Genomic DNA, 13,377 nt, shown 5'->3' with positions numbered 1-13,377 from the left:
CCCCAGGCCGCTGCGGCGGTGTCTTGCCATGTCCTTGACCGCCTGGTTCGAACCCGGCCGCGAAGCCGCGCTGCGCGCGTGGCTGGCCACCTTGTCACCCGACCTGGGCCTGGATCTCGGTCGCTTGAACGTGGCGGCCAGCGATGCCAGCCCCCGCCGCTACTGGCGCCTGGGGCGCATCGATGGCGGGTCGCTGATCGTGATGGACGCACCGCCGGCGCACAACGACCTGCGCCCCTTCCTCGACGTGCAGCGGCGGTTGCGGACGGCGGGCCTGGCGGTGCCCGAGGTCCTGTCGCAGGACGAGACGCAGGGTTTCTTGCTGCTGTCGGACCTGGGGCCCCAGACCTACTTGGCGACCTTGCAACGGGGGCCGACGCCCGAGGCCGAGGCCCTGATGCGCGCGGCGATCGCCAGCCTGGTGCGCTTGCAAGTCCAGGGCGATGCGCAGGGGCTGCCGTCTTACGACGAGGCGTTGATCCGGCGCGAGCTGCAGTTGTTCCCCGACTGGTGCGTGCAGCGCGAGTTCGGGCAGCAGTGGACCGCTGCCCAGCAGGCGCATTGGGATGGTGTGTGCGCGGCGTTGGTGGGTGCCTGGGCTGACCAGCCGCGGGTGCTGGTGCACCGGGACTACATGCCGCGCAACCTGATGCTGCCGCGGGCCGACGGCAGCCCCGGCGTGCTGGACTTCCAGGATGCCGTGCAGGGGCCGGCGGGCTACGACATCGCGTCGCTGCTGCGCGACGCTTTCGTCAGCTGGGACGAGGCGCAGGAGCTGGATTGGGCGATCCGCTACTGGGAGCAGGCGCGCCGCGCGGGCGTTCCCTGGGACGACGACTTCGGCCTGGTGTGGCGCCGCATCGAATGGACGGCCTTGCAGCGCCACCTCAAGGTGCTGGGCATCTTTTGTCGGCTCAAGCACCGCGACGGCAAGCCGGCCTACGCCGAGGACCTGCCCCGCTTTTTGGCCTACGCCGCGAAAACGGCGTTGCGCTACCGCGAGCTGGCGCCACTGGTGCCCCTGCTGGAGGCGCTGCGCCCTGGGCTCACCACCCAGGGCGTGACCCTGCGCTGATCAAAGGTAGCGCGCTTCCAGGTGCGCCCGGAAGTGCGCGGGGTTCAGCGGCTCGCCGCTGGCGCGCTGCACCAGTTCGGGCGTGCTCCAGCGGCTGCCCTGGCTCCAGATCTTGGCGTTCAACCACTCGAACACCGGCGTCAAGTCGCCGCGGGCGATGCGGTCGTCGAGGTCGGGTAGGTCGCGCCGCAGGGTCGCAAACCACTGCGCGGCGTACATGGCGCCCAGCGTGTAGCAGGGGAAGTAGCCGAACAGGCCCGCGGGCCAGTGCACGTCTTGCATGCAGCCGTTGGTGAAGTTGCCGTCGGTCGACAGGCCCAGCAGCTCGGTCATCTTGGCGTGCCAAAGCGCGGGGATGTCGTCGGCCTCGACCTCGCCTTCGATCAGGGCCCGCTCGATCTCGTAGCGCAGGATGACGTGGGCGGGGTAGGTCACCTCGTCGGCATCCACGCGGATGTAGCCGGGCTTCACCCGCGTCAGCAGCTTGTTGAGGTTGTCGGGCTCGAATGCCGGCTGCAGGCCCAGGTGCTGCTGCAGCAGGGGCGAGAGCTGGCGGGCAAAGCCCGGGTGGCTGCCCAGCTGCATCTCGAAGGACAGGCTTTGGCTTTCGTGGATGCCCATGGAGCGGGCCTCGCCCACGGGCAAGCCCAGCCGTTGGCGGGGCAGGTTTTGTTCGTAGCGGCCGTGGCCGGCTTCATGGATGACGCCCATCAACGCGGTCAGGCAGTCGTCTTCGCGGTAACGCGTGGTCATGCGCACGTCCTCGGGCACGCCGCCGCAAAAGGGGTGGGCCGACTCGTCCAGGCGCCCGGCCTCGAAGTCGAAGCCCATCAGCCGCATGGCGGCAAGCCCCAGGTTGCGTTGGGCGGTTTTGTCGAAGGGGCCTTCGGGGCGGAGGACGGGCTCGTTGGCTTGCTTGGCCATGACGCGCTGGATCAGACCCGGCAGCCAGTGGCGCAGGTCGCCGAAGACGCGGTCGATGTCGGCGCTTCGCATGCCGGGTTCGTAGCGGTCGAGCAGCGAGTCGTAGCGGCTCAGGCCGTGGGCTTGGGAGAGGCGCTCGGCCATGTCGCGCTGCAGGCGCAACACCTCGCGCAGGCTGGGCAAGTGGCCGGCCCAATCGTTGGCCGGCCGCTGGCTGCGCCACGCGTGTTCGCAGTGCGAGGTGGCCAGGCTGATGGCCTCCACCAGCGCGGGGGGCAAGGCGTTGCGTGCGTCCCAGGCGCGCTGCATTTCGCGCAGCGAGGCTTGGTCGTCTTCGCTCAGCGCTTCGTGACGAGCGGCCTCGAGCCAGCCTTTCAGTTCGGGCGCGGTGCCCATCTCGTGCAGCATGCCGCCGACTTCGGCCAGGGCGGCGGCGCGAGCGTCGTTGCCTTTGGGCGGCATGAAGGCCGATTGGTCCCAGGAGGCGATGGACTGCAGGTGGGCGAGGCGGTGCATGCGCAGGTGGCGTTGCACCAGTTGGTCGTAGGCGGGGTGGGACATGGCGGGCGGCTGGGTGAGCGTGAAGCCGCTCATTGTCCGAAACACGGGCACGGGTGCCGAAAGTGCTGGGGCGACGCTCCAGCGTCGGTGGCGTGTTACGCGAAGGCCCAGACCAGGAAGCTCGTCATGATCAGGTAACGCAGGGCTTTGCCCACGGCCATCCAGGCCACACAGGGCCAAAACGGCAAGCGCAGCCAGCCGGCCACGGCGCACAGCGGGTCGCCCACCAGGGGCAACCAACTCAGCAGGCAGGCTTTGGGCCCGAAGCGCTGCATCCAAGCCAGCAAGCGCGGGTTGGAGGGGCGGTGGTGCTTCCAGCGCTCGTAGCCCCGTTCGGCGGCCCAGCCCATGCCCCAGCTGATGGCGCCGCCCAGGGTGTTGCCCAGCGTGGCCACGGCGATGGCCGGCCAGAAGAGGCTGGGGTCGGCGGTGACCAAGGCGAACACCGCGGGCTCGGAGCCCATGGGCAGCAGCGTGGCCGAGACCAGGGCCACGATGAAAACGGCCGGCAGGCCCACGGCGGGCAAGGCCAGCCAGGCGAGCAGGGCGTGGATCCAGGCGGTGAGGGCGGCTTCCATGGCCTTAGCATTCTGCGCGGGCTGGCGGGGATCCTGGGGATGACCCTTAGAATCTGCTGTTTTTTTAGGCAACTGTCTGCATGCACCTCGGCCCCCACGTGCTGCCCAACCGGCTGTTCGTCGCCCCCATGGCCGGGGTGACGGACCGCCCGTTTCGCACGTTGTGCAAGAAGCTGGGCGCCGGGTACGCGGTGAGCGAGATGGTGACCAGCCAACGCCACCTGTGGGACAGCCTGAAAACCAGCCGCCGCGCCAACCACGACGGGGAGCCTGCGCCCATTGCCGTGCAGATCGCCGGGGTTGACCCCGCGCAGATGGCTGAAGCCGCCCGCTACAACGTCGATCGCGGGGCGCAGATCATCGACATCAACATGGGCTGTCCGGCCAAGAAGGTGTGCAACGTGTGGGCGGGCTCGGCCTTGATGCAAAACGAGCCGCTGGCCTTGCGCATCGTCGAGGCCGTGGTGCAAGCCTGTGCGCCGCTGAACGTGCCGGTGACGCTCAAGATGCGCACCGGCTGGTGCGCCGACCACAAGAACGCGCCAGCTTTGGCCGTGGCCGCTGAGCAGGCGGGCGTGCAGATGCTGACCGTGCACGGGCGCACGCGCGAGCAGGGCTACGGTGGGCACGCCGAGCACGAAACCGTGGCCGCCATCAAGCGCTCGGTGCGCATCCCCGTGGTGGCCAATGGCGACATCGACAGCCCCGAGCGCGCGGCCGAGGTGCTGGCGCACACCGGCGTGGATGCCGTCATGATCGGCCGCGCTGCCCAGGGACGGCCTTGGATCTTTGGCGACATCGCGCACTACCTGGCGCATGGCACCCACCGCCCGCCGCCGCGGGTGCGCGATGTGCAGGCTTGGATGCTGGAGCACCTGGACGACCACTACCGGCTGTATGGCGAGCTCACCGGCACCCGCACCGCGCGCAAGCACATCGGCTGGTGGCTCAAGACCCTGCCCGGCGGCGAAGCCCTGCGCGCCGCCATGAACCTGCTGCCCACCAGCGCCGAGCAAATCGCTTGGCTGAGGCAGACCTTCGACCACTTGGCGCACCAGCACGAGCGCCTGCCCCTTGCCGCCGCGCCCCTGCGCGAAGCCGCCTGACCCCATGCCTGTCAAATCGCTGGACGAATGCGTCCGTGAAAACCTCGATCTCTACTTCCGCGACCTGGGCGACCAGACGCCCCACTCCTTGCACGACATGGTCGTCAAGCTCGTGGAAAAGCCGCTGCTGGAGGTGGTGATGACCCGCTGCCAAGGCAACCAAAGCCGGGCGGCCGAGTGGCTGGGCATCAACCGCAACACCCTGCGCCGCAAACTTTCCGATCACCACCTCCTGTGAGCACTCCCATGGCCTTGACCGCCCTCCTTTCCGTCTCCGACAAGACCGGCATCGTCGACTTCGCCCGCAGCCTGCACGGCCTGGGCTGCACCCTGTTGAGCACCGGCGGCACCGCCAAGCTGTTGATGGAGTCCGGCTTGCCCGTCACCGAGGTGGCGCAGCACACCGGCTTCCCGGAGATGATGGACGGCCGCGTCAAGACGCTGCACCCCAAGATCCACGGCGGTTTGCTGGCCCGCGGTGATGCGCCCGAGCATGTGGCCGCCATGCAGCAGCACGGCATCACGCGCATCGACATCCTGGCCGTCAATTTGTATCCGTTCGAGGACACGGTGGCCCGGCCCGGCTGCACGCTGGAAGACGCGATCGAAAACATCGACATCGGCGGCCCAGCCATGGTGCGCAGCGCGGCCAAGAACTGGAAAGACGTCACCGTGCTGACCGACGCCAGCCAGTACCCCAAGGTGCTGGCCGAGCTGCTGGCCGACGGCCGCACCAGCGACGCCACCCGCTTTGCCTGCAGCGTGGCCGCCTTCAACCGCATCGCCCAGTACGACGCGGCCATCAGCAACTACTTGAGCGCTTACCAGGCGGATGGTTCTCAGAGCGAGTACCCGGCCCAGCTCAACAGCAGTTTCGTCAAGGTGCAAGACCTGCGCTACGGCGAAAACAGCCACCAAAGCGCCGCGCTGTACCGCGACCTGCACCCCGCGCCCGGCAGCTTGGTCACCGGCCAGCAGCTTCAGGGCAAGGAGCTCAGCTACAACAACATCGCCGACGCCGATGCGGCCTGGGAGTGCGTCAAGAGCTTCGAGGCACCGGCCTGCGTCATCGTCAAGCACGCCAACCCCTGTGGCGTGGCCGTGGCCGCCACGCCGGCCGAGGCCTACCAAAAGGCCTTCCAGACCGACCCGACGAGCGCCTTTGGCGGCATCATCGCCTTCAACCGCCCGGTGGATGGTGCGGCTGCCGCCTTGGTGGCCAAGCAGTTCGTCGAGGTGCTGATGGCGCCGGGCTTCACCGACGAGGCCCGCGCCGTGTTCGCCAGCAAGGCCAATGTGCGCCTGCTGCAAATCGCGCTGCCCTTGGGCGGCCACACGCCCTGGCTGCAGGGGCGCAACGCCATGGACACCAAGCGCGTGGGCTCGGGCCTGTTGGTGCAGACGGCAGACAACCACTTCCTGCGCAAGGCCGACCTGAAGGTCGTCACCCGCTTGCAGCCGACGCCGGCGCAACTGGACGACCTGATGTTCGCCTGGACGGTGGCGCAGTACGTCAAGAGCAACGCCATCGTCTTCTGCGGCGGCGGCATGACCCTGGGCGTGGGCGCCGGCCAGATGAGCCGCGTGGACTCCACCAAGATTGCCGCCATCAAGGCCGCCAACGCCGGCCTGGACCTGACGGGCTCGGTCGTGGCCAGCGACGCCTTCTTCCCCTTCCGCGACGGCCTGGACGTGCTCGCCGATGCCGGTGCCACCTGCGTCATCCAGCCCGGGGGCTCGATGCGCGACGAGGAAGTCATCGCCGCGGCCGACGAGCGCGGTGTGGCCATGGTGTTCACCGGGGTCCGGCACTTCCGCCACTGAGGCCGCCTTCCCGGCGCTGAACTACGGGGCTCTGCGGAGCCCCTTTGTCTGGGGCCATGGCTATGCTGGTTGCTCTGCTGCAGCCACCACCCGCCATGGCGTTCGACCCCACCACCCTCACCGCCGCGCTGTTCGTTCAGTTGGGCGTTCTGGCGTTGGTCCTGCCCCTCATGGCCGATGGGCGGGGCCACAAGGCGCTGCGCTGGGGCGGCGCGGCTTTGGCGGCGCAGGCCCTGGCTTGGGGCGGCTTGCTGTGGCCTGAAGCCGTGCCGGGCTCGGTGGGGATGGCCGGCGTGGATGCCCTGAGCGTGGCCGCCTGGATCCTGGCCTTGCAGGCCGTGCAGTGCTGGTTGGGTCCGCGCTGGGGTCTGCCCTGGCTTTGGGCCTTGCCCGCCGTGGCCTTTGTGGCCCACCTGGCGGCGCCCTCGCCCCCGTGGCGGGCGGCGGGTGCGGCCTTGCTGCCGGCGCTGGTGCAAGGCGGGCTGCTGCTGGCCCTGTGGATGCCCGCGACGCTGAATGCCGCAGCCGGTCATCGGCGTTGGCGCCTGACCCTGAGCCTACCGCTGGCCTTGCTGGCCCTGCTCAACGTGGTGCGCGGCTTCATGGCCTTGGACCCCAGCGTGGACCTGCCGACCTTGCGCGGCGCGCACCCCGTGGCCTTGGGCGCGGCCGTGCTGAGCGGCGCGGCAGCGGCGACCTGGGCGCTGGCCTGCTTGTCGGCCTGGCGGGCGGAGACCGAAGCCCAATGGCAGGCCGCGGCCCCGGCCGATGCGCTCACCGGGCTGGCCAACCGGACCGCCCTCGAGGCGCGCGGCGCTGAACTCCTGGCCCACGCCCGTCGCCATGGCGACACCCTGGGGGCGCTGTCGATCGAGATCGACCACCTGCAGCAGATCCAAGACCGCCAGGGCCTCGAGGTGGGCAATGCCTGCCGCGTGTTGCTGGCCGAATGTTTGCAGGCGCTGGCCCGGCCGGGCGACGCTGTGGCCCGGCTGGGTGACGAGGGCTTCGTCGTGCTGCTGGGGCGCACGCGGGCCGATGGCGCGCAGGCCTTCGACCGCCGCCTGCGAGAGGCGCTTCAGGCTCAGGCGCCGGAACGGCTCGGGTTCTTTTTGGACGTGAGCGCCGGCTGGTCGCTGCTGCGCCCGGACGATCGCCAGGTGGACGACCTGCTCCAGCGAGCCGACGCGGGACGCCAGCGGGCCAAGGCCGAAGGGCGCGGCCGCTTGGCCGCCGAGCCCGGTTTGGACGCGGAGGCCGACGCATGAGCGGGTCGGCCGAGCAGCCCCAGGACCCCCTCGTCGACGAGTGGAGCGGCATCGACCGCTGGGCCACCGACCCCGTGCTGCGCGACCGCCTCGGGGCGTCGTCCGCGGTGGCCGCCCACGCCGCGCTGTTGGCCCGCCCTGAGGCCGAAGGCTGGGCGGAGCAAGCCAACGCGCGCCCGCCCGAGTGGCGCGCGCTGGACGCCCGCGGTCGCCGCATCGACCGCGTGGACTTCCACCCCCATTGGCACCGGCTGCTGGCCGCCCTGCGCGGCAGCGGCGCGCTGTCGGCGCCCTTCACGGGCGGTTCTTGGCGCGACGCGGTGGGGGTGTTTTACGTGCACGGCCAGCTCGAAGCCGGCAGCTTGTGCCCCGGCACCATGACGCAGGCCGCCATCCCGGTGCTGGCGCGTCATGCGCCGGGCGTATTCGCCGCCCTGCGCGACGGCCTGCTGAGCCGCGAGCACGAAGCCGACGACGCACCCATCGCCCCCGGGCGGCCGCTTTGGGTGGGCATGGGCATGACCGAAAAGCAGGGCGGGTCCGACTTGCGCGCGTGCGTGAGCCGCGCGCAGCCCTTGGGGCAGGGGCTTCACGGGGCCGAGGTGCACCAGCTGGAGGGCCACAAATGGTTCTTCAGCGCCCCCATGAGCGATGCCCACTTGGTGCTGGCCCGGACCGACGATGGCCCCAGCTGCTTCCTGGTGCCGCGCTGGCGCTGGGACGGCAGCGCGCTCAATGGTGTGCGCATCCAGCGGCTCAAGGACAAACTGGGCAACCGCAGCAACAGCAGCAGCGAGGTCGAGTTCCACGGCAGCGAGGGCCTGCTGGTGGGGGAGGCGGGCCGTGGCATCGCCATCTTGGTGGAGATGGCGGGCACCACCCGCTTGCAGTGCGTGGTGGGCAGTGCAGCCCTCATGCGGGCCGGCCTGGTGCAGGCCCTGCACTGGGCGCGGCATCGGCGCGCCTTCGGGCGTCGGCTCGTCGAGCAGCCCCTGATGCAGCAGGTGCTGGCCGACTTGGCGCTGGACAGCGAGGCCGCGCTGCACCTGATGCTGCGGCTGGCCGATGCCTTCGACCGTGCCGACGCCGATCCGGTCGAGCGCGCCTGGCAGCGCGTGCTCACGCCCGCGGCCAAGCTGTGGGTGTGCAAGCGGGCGGTCACCCACACCGCGGAGGCCATGGAGGTGTTGGGGGGCAACGGCTACGTCGAGACCGGCACCCTGGCCCGCCTCTACCGCGAGGCGCCGGTCAACAGCATTTGGGAGGGCAGCGGCAACGTCATGGCGCTCGACGTGCTGCGTGCCGCCCAGCGCGAAGGCGAGGCTTTGCAGGCCGGCTTCGATGCCATCGCCCCGTGCTTGGACGCGCCCGAGCGCGCTCGTCTGCAGGCCCTTCGCGATGGCTTGCGCGCGGCCGAGGCCGAACCCCGCGCGCGCCATTGGGCCGCTGAGTTGACGCTGTTGGCGCAGGCCGCGCTGCTGCGGCAGCACGCCCCGGCCACAATGGCCGACGACTTCACCACCGCCCGCTTGCGTGCGCCGGCCTGGATGCCGGGGGCCAGCCCCCTCGCCCATGCCGAGGCCCACCTGCAGCGCGCCTTGCCCGCTTGAGCACCGTCCACCCCGCCGCCCACCGCATCGCCCTGTTCGGGGACCTCCTCGACATCAGCGCCCCACCCCCCGCGGGCCAGCCCCTGGATGCCCCGCCGTTGGGTGTGCGCTGGCGCCCCGCGCACTGGCTGCTCGTCGAAGACGGGCGCATCCACGCCGTGCAGACCGAGGCGCCCGATGCCACCTGGACCCGTCACGAGCACCCGGGCCGCCTGATCCTGCCCGGCTTCATCGACACCCACGTTCACGCGCCGCAGCTGGACGTCATCGCCAGCTACGGCACCGAGCTGCTGGACTGGCTGAACCGCTACACCTTCCCCACGGAGCTGGCTTGGGGCGACCCCGCCGTGGCCCAGGCCGGTTGCGAAGCCTTCGTGCGCCAGCTGCTGCGCCACGGCACCACCAGCGCGCTGGTCTTCCCCACCGTGCACAAGGGCAGCGTCGACGCCCTCTTCAGCGCCGCCCAGGCCCGCGGCATGCGCCTGCTGGCGGGCAAGTGCCTGATGGACCGCCATGCCCCGCCGGGCTTGCTGGACACGGTGGACAGCGCCGAGCGCGACAGCCTGGACCTGATCCAGCGCTGGCATGGCCAAGGCCGCCTGGCCTACGCACACACCGTGCGCTTTGCACCCACCAGCACCGAGGCGCAACTGGCCCTGGCCGGCGAGCTGCTGGCCGCCCACCCTGGTACCTACCTGCAAACCCACGTGGCCGAGAACCGCGCCGAGGTCGAGTGGGTGCGCAGCCTGTTCCCGTTCGCCCGCAGCTACCTGGACGTGTACGCGCAGCACGAGCTGTTGGGCCCGCGCAGTGTGTTGGCGCACGGCATTTGGCTCGACCCCGAGGACCGCGTCCGCTTGCGGGAGACCGGTGCCGTCATCGCGCATTGCCCCACGTCCAACACCTTCCTCGGCAGCGGCCTGTTCGACTGGCGGGGCCACGCCGAGCGCGGAGTGCGTCTGAGCGTGGCGACCGACGTGGGCGGGGGCACCTCGCTGAGTCTGCAGCGCACCCTGGCGCAGGCCTACCAAGTGGCGGCCTTGCAGGGCCAGCGCTTGGACGCTTACAGCCTGCTGTACGCCGCCACGGCGGGCAACGCCGAGGCCCTGGGGCTGGCGCAGGAGATTGGGCGCCTGGAGCCGGGTCTCGTGGCCGACCTCGCCGTGTGGCGCTGGAGCGACGACGACAGCGTGCTGGCCCAGCGGCTGGCGCGGGCCGAATCGCTCCACGACCGCTTGTTCGCCTGGCTGATGCTGGGCGATGAGCGCCTGCTCGTGCAAACGCACGTGGCTGGCGTCCCGCAACTCTGAGGGGCTTCGGTCACGCCCGCTCCCTCCTCACGCTCTGAGCTTTGCCCATGAAATACCTCCACACCATGGTTCGCGTGCGCGACCTCGACGCCTCGATGGCCTTCTACCGCGACGCACTCGGCCTCGTCGAGGTGCGCCGCAGCGAACACCCCGCCGGCCGCTTCACCCTCGTCTACCTGGCCGCGCCGGGTGATGAAGCCGCGCAGATCGAGCTGACCTACAACTGGCCCGACGAGAACGGCAACGTGGAGGACTACGGCAGCGCGCGCAACTTCGGCCATGTGGCCTATGCGGTGAAGGACATCCACGCCACCTGCGCCAAGCTGCTGGCCGCTGGCGTCACCATCCTGCGCCCGCCGCGCGACGGGCGCATGGCCTTCGTGCGCTCCCCAGACATCATCTCCATCGAGTTGCTGCAAGACGGACCGGCCCTGCCGCCGACGGAGCCTTGGGTGTCGATGCCCAACACGGGCAGTTGGTGAGCCGGCCCCCGCGATCCGGTGGCTGAAGCGCCAGGGCGCCCTCCCTATCATGCGCGGCCTCGCGTCGGCTCAGCGTCCTGAAGGGCGGGGCGGGGTCTTGCCATGCTGTTCACCACCGTTCCCTTCGCCCTCCTGTTCCTGCCACTGACCCTGCTCGGCTTCTTTGCCTGGGCGCGGGTGTCGCATGCGGCGGCAGCGGCGTGGCTGCTGGTGGCCTCGCTGTTCTTCTACGGCTTTTGGATGCCCGAGTTCACCCTGCTGCTGGTGGGCTCCATCGCGTGCAACTTTGCGCTGGGCTTGCGGCTGGTGCGCCAGCCGCTGGGCCAGCGTGGGCGCTGGCTCACCGCGGGGGTGGTGTTCAACCTGGGCTTGTTGGGCTATTTCAAGTACGCCAACTTCTTCGTCAGCAGCCTCAACAGCGCCACCGGGTGGCAATTGCCGGGCGCCGAGGTGGTGTTGCCGATTGGCATTTCGTTCTACACCTTCACGCAGATCGCGTTCTTGGTCGACGTGTCGCGCGGCAAGGTGCAGGAGGTGAACCCCGTTCACTACGGCTTGTTCGTCACCTACTTCCCGCACTTGATCGCAGGGCCGGTGCTGCACCACGGGCAAATGATGCCGCAGTTCGCTCAGGACGCGACCTACCGGCCGCAGCCGCGACGCCTGGCCGTGGGTTTGGCCATCTTCGCCCTGGGCCTGATCAAGAAGGTGGTGTTGGCCGATGGCATTGCCCCCTATGCCGACGCGGTGTTCACCCCCGCCGACGCGGGCTTGCTGCCCAGCACCCCAGAGGCCTGGCTGGCGGCCGTGGCTTACACGCTGCAGTTGTACTTCGACTTCTCGGGCTACTCCGACATGGCCATCGGCCTGTCGCTCCTGTTCAACGTGCGCCTGCCGTTCAACTTCGATTCCCCCTACCAGGCGCGCAGCATCAGCGACTTTTGGCGACGCTGGCACATCTCGCTGTCCACCTTTTTGCGCGACTACCTCTACATCGCCTTGGGCGGCAACCGCCACGGCGCGGTGCGCCGCTACGCGAACCTGGCCATCACCATGGTGCTCGGGGGGCTGTGGCACGGCGCGAGTTGGACCTTCGTGGTGTGGGGCGCCTTGCACGGGCTGTACCTGATGGTGAACCACGGTTTCCGGGCGGCCCTCGGGGAGGCGCGCTGCGCGTGGCTGGCCACCCAGCGCTGGTTCAGTGCCGGCAGTTGGGCGTTGACGCTGGTGGCGGTGGTGGTTGCCTGGGTCTTTTTCCGCGCCACCAGCTTCGAAGGGGCGGGACGCATGCTGACCGCCATGGCCGGGCACGGCGGCAGCCCTCAGGCGCTGTGGAACGCCGGCTTGCAGGCCTCGGTGGGCTGGCTGTGGTGCGCGGTGTTGGGCGCCCTGGCGTTGTGGGCCCCGAACAGCAACCGCATCGGCCAGTGGCTGGAAGCCCGCGGGGCCGGCGCGGCCTTCGCGTGGTGGGTGGGCACCTGGGGTTTGGCGGTGGCCCTCTTGATGGTCTTGCTGAACACCGTGCGCGACAGCGTCAGCGCCTTCATTTACTTCAACTTCTGAGCAGCATGACGCGCGCCATGGCTTCCATCGTGCTGGCACTCTCGGCCCTGGCCTTGGGTCTGGAGTTGTTGCTGCGCCTGCTGCCGGTCTCCACCGCCACCATGGTGGCCGACCACCTGGGCGCGGGCATCCCCACCGTGCCGCCCCACCACCGCTGGACGAAAGCCACCGGCTGGGACCTGCGCAACGCCCAGACCCTGCAGGCCAACGCCCAGGGCTTTGCGGCTCGGCACGATTTCGTGACCCATCCGCAGGCGGTGGCCCTGATCGGGGACAGCTTTGTCGAGGCCTCGATGCTGCCGGCCCCCGACCGGCTGGACGCGCAGTTGGAGTCGCGCCTGGCGGGGCGTCCCGTCTATGCCATGGGCAGCCCGGGTTCGTCCTTGCTGGATTACGGCCATCGCTTGCGCTGGGCGGTTTCTCGGTTCGGCGTGCGCGAGGCCGTGATCTTCATGGAGCATTTGGACGTGGCCCAGAGCCGATGCGACTCGGGCAACGTCACGAGCGTGTGCTGGAGCGCCTGGGACGATCGCATGGTCCCCGTGGCCGCGGCTGAGCCAGGCGCGCTCAAGCGCGTGCTGCGCCATTCGGCCCTGGCCCAGTACGTGCTGGGGCAGTTGCGCCTGGATGGCGCGACCTTGTGGGCCAACGTGCTGCACCAGGCGCGGCCGGCGCAGGGTCATGAGGTCGGCCAACGCAAGGCGGTGCCGCCGCCCCTCCTGAGCACCTTGCCCTTGAGCGATCTCGAGCGAACCGCCACCGACCGCATCGCGGGGCTGTTTTTCGAGCAACTGGACGGATTGCCGGTGCGCGTGGTCTTGGTGGTAGACGCCAGCCGCATCGACCTCAACCGTGGCGACACCGGCAGCGGCCCGGCCCGGGACCACTTCATCGCTCTGGCGCGGGCACGCGGCTTGACCGTGGTGGACATGGCGCCGGTGTTCGCCGAGCACCGACGCCGCTCGCCGCTGGCGCTGGAGGTGGGGCCGTACGACTCGCACCTGAACGCCCTGGGCTTGTCGCTCGTGGCGCAGGAGGCGGCGCGCGCCTTGGGCAGCCGCTGACGAGGGCGCCGT

General features: G+C 70.1%; 12 protein-coding genes. 10 read left to right on the top strand and 2 right to left on the bottom strand.

Translation table 11 applies throughout. The annotated features are described in order from the left end of the window. Positions 1-28 precede the first annotated feature (28 nt). Complete coding sequence (locus tag O9335_RS00800) at positions 29-1,075, top strand: phosphotransferase (RefSeq protein WP_298382090.1); 1,047 nt, start codon at positions 29-31, stop codon at positions 1,073-1,075. Here the strand turns inward: O9335_RS00800 and O9335_RS00795 are convergent, their stop codons facing one another. After that, positions 1,076-2,560 (bottom strand): carboxypeptidase M32, encoded by a 1,485-nt coding sequence (locus O9335_RS00795; protein ID WP_298382087.1) that lies wholly within the window; start codon positions 2,558-2,560, stop codon positions 1,076-1,078. It abuts the gene before it with no gap. Positions 2,561-2,655: 95 nt separating this feature from the next. Further along, complete coding sequence (locus O9335_RS00790) at positions 2,656-3,138, bottom strand: YqaA family protein (RefSeq protein WP_298382084.1); 483 nt, start codon at positions 3,136-3,138, stop codon at positions 2,656-2,658. Between the two features lie 80 nt (positions 3,139-3,218). Here O9335_RS00790 and dusB point away from each other — a divergent pair, with 80 nt between their 5' ends. The 9 genes from dusB to O9335_RS00745 all read left to right on the top strand — a co-directional run bounded on the left by dusB (position 3,219) and on the right by O9335_RS00745 (position 13,365). Then, a complete protein-coding gene (gene dusB / locus O9335_RS00785; RefSeq protein WP_298382081.1) occupies positions 3,219-4,244 on the top strand; it encodes a tRNA dihydrouridine synthase DusB in 1,026 nt (341 codons plus the stop codon). A 4-nt stretch (positions 4,245-4,248) separates the two neighbouring features. After that, positions 4,249-4,482, top strand: a complete 234-nt coding sequence (locus O9335_RS00780; protein ID WP_298382078.1) for a helix-turn-helix domain-containing protein — start codon at positions 4,249-4,251, stop codon at positions 4,480-4,482. A gap of 8 nt (positions 4,483-4,490) precedes the next feature. Continuing rightward, complete coding sequence (gene purH / locus O9335_RS00775) at positions 4,491-6,068, top strand: bifunctional phosphoribosylaminoimidazolecarboxamide formyltransferase/IMP cyclohydrolase (protein ID WP_298382075.1); 1,578 nt, start codon at positions 4,491-4,493, stop codon at positions 6,066-6,068. A 56-nt stretch (positions 6,069-6,124) separates the two neighbouring features. Further along, entirely contained in the window at positions 6,125-7,336 is a 1,212-nt protein-coding gene (locus O9335_RS00770) for a diguanylate cyclase (RefSeq protein WP_298382072.1), read from the top strand. Continuing rightward, positions 7,333-8,946, top strand: a complete 1,614-nt coding sequence (locus O9335_RS00765; protein WP_298382070.1) for an acyl-CoA dehydrogenase family protein — start codon at positions 7,333-7,335, stop codon at positions 8,944-8,946. The genes O9335_RS00770 and O9335_RS00765 overlap by 4 nt, the downstream gene beginning before the upstream one ends. Then, the gene (guaD, locus tag O9335_RS00760; RefSeq protein WP_298382067.1) at positions 8,943-10,256 is read left to right on the top strand and encodes a guanine deaminase; all 1,314 of its coding nucleotides are present in this window, start codon (positions 8,943-8,945) and stop codon (positions 10,254-10,256) included. The genes O9335_RS00765 and guaD overlap by 4 nt, the downstream gene beginning before the upstream one ends. A 47-nt stretch (positions 10,257-10,303) precedes the next feature. Beyond that, positions 10,304-10,738: a VOC family protein gene (locus O9335_RS00755; protein WP_298382064.1), complete on the top strand. Its 435-nt coding sequence runs from the start codon at positions 10,304-10,306 to the stop codon at positions 10,736-10,738. 102 nt (positions 10,739-10,840) lie between these two features. Then, complete coding sequence (locus tag O9335_RS00750; RefSeq protein ID WP_298382061.1) at positions 10,841-12,301, top strand: MBOAT family protein; 1,461 nt, start codon at positions 10,841-10,843, stop codon at positions 12,299-12,301. A 5-nt stretch (positions 12,302-12,306) separates the two neighbouring features. After that, entirely contained in the window at positions 12,307-13,365 is a 1,059-nt protein-coding gene (locus tag O9335_RS00745; RefSeq protein ID WP_298382059.1) for a hypothetical protein, read from the top strand. Positions 13,366-13,377 lie beyond the last annotated feature (12 nt).

Origin of the sequence: Inhella sp. (assembly GCF_027532025.1) — a bacterium.
GTDB lineage: Bacteria > Pseudomonadota > Gammaproteobacteria > Burkholderiales > Burkholderiaceae_C > Inhella.
This window is presented reverse-complemented; position numbering and strand designations above follow the sequence as displayed.

What these genes read in the sequence shown, in the direction of transcription:
- O9335_RS00800 (WP_298382090.1), top strand. Translation starts at nt 29, where the DNA reads ATGTCCTTGACCGCCTGGTTCGAACCCGGCCGCGAAGCCGCGCTGCGC.
- O9335_RS00795 (WP_298382087.1), bottom strand. Translation starts at nt 2,560, where the DNA reads ATGTCCCACCCCGCCTACGACCAACTGGTGCAACGCCACCTGCGCATG.
- O9335_RS00790 (WP_298382084.1), bottom strand. Translation starts at nt 3,138, where the DNA reads ATGGAAGCCGCCCTCACCGCCTGGATCCACGCCCTGCTCGCCTGGCTG.
- dusB (WP_298382081.1), top strand. Translation starts at nt 3,219, where the DNA reads ATGCACCTCGGCCCCCACGTGCTGCCCAACCGGCTGTTCGTCGCCCCC.
- O9335_RS00780 (WP_298382078.1), top strand. Translation starts at nt 4,249, where the DNA reads ATGCCTGTCAAATCGCTGGACGAATGCGTCCGTGAAAACCTCGATCTC.
- purH (WP_298382075.1), top strand. Translation starts at nt 4,491, where the DNA reads ATGGCCTTGACCGCCCTCCTTTCCGTCTCCGACAAGACCGGCATCGTC.
- O9335_RS00770 (WP_298382072.1), top strand. Translation starts at nt 6,125, where the DNA reads ATGGCTATGCTGGTTGCTCTGCTGCAGCCACCACCCGCCATGGCGTTC.
- O9335_RS00765 (WP_298382070.1), top strand. Translation starts at nt 7,333, where the DNA reads ATGAGCGGGTCGGCCGAGCAGCCCCAGGACCCCCTCGTCGACGAGTGG.
- O9335_RS00755 (WP_298382064.1), top strand. Translation starts at nt 10,304, where the DNA reads ATGAAATACCTCCACACCATGGTTCGCGTGCGCGACCTCGACGCCTCG.
- O9335_RS00750 (WP_298382061.1), top strand. Translation starts at nt 10,841, where the DNA reads ATGCTGTTCACCACCGTTCCCTTCGCCCTCCTGTTCCTGCCACTGACC.
- O9335_RS00745 (WP_298382059.1), top strand. Translation starts at nt 12,307, where the DNA reads ATGACGCGCGCCATGGCTTCCATCGTGCTGGCACTCTCGGCCCTGGCC.